Source organism: Variovorax stachyos (assembly GCF_051400855.1).
GTDB lineage: Bacteria > Pseudomonadota > Gammaproteobacteria > Burkholderiales > Burkholderiaceae_C > Variovorax.
The window spans coordinates 1-806 of record NZ_JBLFFN010000057.1 but is presented as its reverse complement, the minus strand read 5'-3'; the positions used below and the strand labels follow the sequence as shown (position 1 = coordinate 806).

General features: G+C 60.2%; 1 protein-coding gene. It reads left to right on the top strand.

All coding sequences use genetic code 11. From position 1 onward, the window contains the following. The first annotated feature begins 258 nt into the window (after positions 1 to 258). Positions 259 to 639, top strand: a complete 381-nt coding sequence (locus tag ACMGEZ_RS29675) for a RidA family protein (protein ID WP_436825860.1) — start codon at positions 259 to 261, stop codon at positions 637 to 639. The last annotated feature ends 167 nt before the right edge of the window (positions 640 to 806 follow it).

Genomic DNA, 806 nt, shown 5'->3' with positions numbered 1-806 from the left:
TCATGGGCAGCCACCTCGCTCAGACGGGTTGGCTCAATATAGGCGACCATCAAGGGAGTTTCCACACAGGCTCGGCCAGGAGCCGACATTGAAGAGTCCTGACCGCTACCAGCTCATGCAGCCCGAGCTCGTCGAGCTACTGGCCGCAATGGTTGGTCGGCACCTAAGCGCCCTTCACCTGGACGACAGGTAACCTTGCGTGAATGAGCTCGGCGAGTCAAGCTCCACGAGCTTTTCGCCTTCCAACGGGAGTATGAGATGGCGCGTCAAATTGTCTTCACCACTAAGGCTGCCAAGCCGCCGTCGCTCTACAGCCACGCCGTAAAGGCGGCCGGGCTCGTGTTCGTCTCTGGAACTGCGCCGATTGATGCCACCACCGGCGCAATCAGAGGCACCTCCATTCAGGAGCAGACTGCTCAATGCCTGACGAACATACGTGCCATCCTCGAAGAAGCCGGCAGCTCGATGGACAAGGTGGCGAGCATGACAGTGGTGCTTGCCGATGAAGACGATTTTGCTGGCATGAATGAGGAATGGCTGAGATGGTTTCCCTCCGACCCACCTGCTCGCCAGGGTGCAAAGCTGCCCGCTCGTATCCCCGGACTGAAAGTGTCCATTGCAGCGATCGCTGAGGCTTAACCCCTGCTAGGCAGCCGCGGCGGAACAGACCGACGCTTGAGCAGGCGACCGACCGGACGTGCGGGCGCGGACGGCTCTCCGGCAGAATGTGGCCGAGGCCGTGTGAAAACTGGTTGAATAGGTGAAGGTGCTCGCCTAGATTGTGGCAACGCTACTGAAGGGCAGCC

What these genes read in the sequence shown, in the direction of transcription:
- ACMGEZ_RS29675 (WP_436825860.1), top strand. Translation starts at nt 259, where the DNA reads ATGGCGCGTCAAATTGTCTTCACCACTAAGGCTGCCAAGCCGCCGTCG.